General features: G+C 62.6%; 2 protein-coding genes. Both read right to left on the reverse strand.

Translation table 11 applies throughout. The features are described from left to right. The coding region (locus EN939_RS34770; protein WP_164751536.1) for an ATP-binding cassette domain-containing protein at positions 1-884 on the reverse strand (884 nt) is incomplete at its 3' end. Next, positions 881-1,239, reverse strand: a 359-nt coding sequence (locus EN939_RS34775) for a DUF2291 family protein (RefSeq protein WP_127271890.1), incomplete at its 5' end; no start/stop codon positions are given. The genes EN939_RS34775 and EN939_RS34770, both read right to left, overlap by 4 nt.

Genomic DNA, 1,239 nt, shown 5'->3' on the forward strand with positions numbered 1-1,239 from the left:
GCCCTGACGTCCAGCGACAGGTGATCGACGACGGAATAGCCCGAGCCCGAAGTGTCAACGACGCTGACGTCCTCGATCGAAAGGGCGACCTCGCCGAACGCATGACCGGTCGGCGGCGAGCCGAGATCGAAATTCTCGCCGACCATGTTGCGCACGATCCACTCGAGGTCGATGTCCCTGGCTTCGGCCGTTGCCGTTATGGCGCCGTCGCGCAGGACAACGGCGTAGTCGGTGATCTGCAGCGCTTCTTCGAGGTGATGTGAAATGTAGACGATGGAGACGCCGCGGCTGGTCAGATCGCGGATCACCTTGAACAGCACCTCGACCTCGGTTGCACTGAGCGCGGAGGTCGGCTCGTCCATGATGAGGATGCGTGAATCGACCGACAGCGCCCGCGCGATCTCGACGATCTGCTGTTGACCCAGGCGCAGATCCTCGACGAGAGTCATCGGGTCGATGTCCTCTTCGAGATCGGCCATCAGCGCGCGCGCCTGGCGCGATTCTTCGGCGAAGTCGAGGCCGGTTCTGGTGCGCAGTTCGCGGCCCATGAAGATGTTGTCGCGAACGCTGAGGTTCGGCGCCAGGCTGAGTTCCTGGTGGATGATCGAGATGCCGCGATCGCGCGCGTCCGAGGATGAGGAGAAGCTGACGAGATTGCCGTCGAGCACGATGTCGCCGGATGTCGGCGTGACGACGCCGGACAGGATCTTCATCAGCGTCGACTTGCCGGCGCCGTTCTCGCCGAACAGCGTCGTGACCTTGCCGCGATGGATGTCGAAATTGACGCCCTTGAGCGCATGAACGCCGCCATACGACATGACGATGTTGCGCGCCGAAAGCACGGCGTCGCCGGTCGCGGGTCCGGTGTCTGCAGCCGCGCTCATTTGACCTCCAGCCTCACCGGAGTGACCAGCCAGCTCTTCGGGTTGACCAGCTTGAATGCGCCTACCACCGATACGGTCTTGCCGGTCAAGGTGCTGGTGTCGACCTTGGCCAGGACTTCCTTCTTCATCTCGTTGTTCAACGCCGAACCGGCGTCCTGGTATTCGATCTGGTTGGTGAACTGGCCGAATGTGATCTTGCCGGTGGCGTCGCGAAGCTCGGTGCCGTTGATCGCCGGTCCCGTTTGCACCCGGATCATCAGCGTGTCCGGCACGCCTTCGACGGCGACCTTGTAGATGCCGGATTTTCCTTCGCCGACGACACCGGTGAACTTGACCGAGATGACCGGTCCGACGC

Origin of the sequence: Mesorhizobium sp. M7A.F.Ca.CA.002.05.1.1, from assembly GCF_003998335.1 — a bacterium.
In the GTDB taxonomy this organism is placed as follows: domain Bacteria; phylum Pseudomonadota; class Alphaproteobacteria; order Rhizobiales; family Rhizobiaceae; genus Mesorhizobium.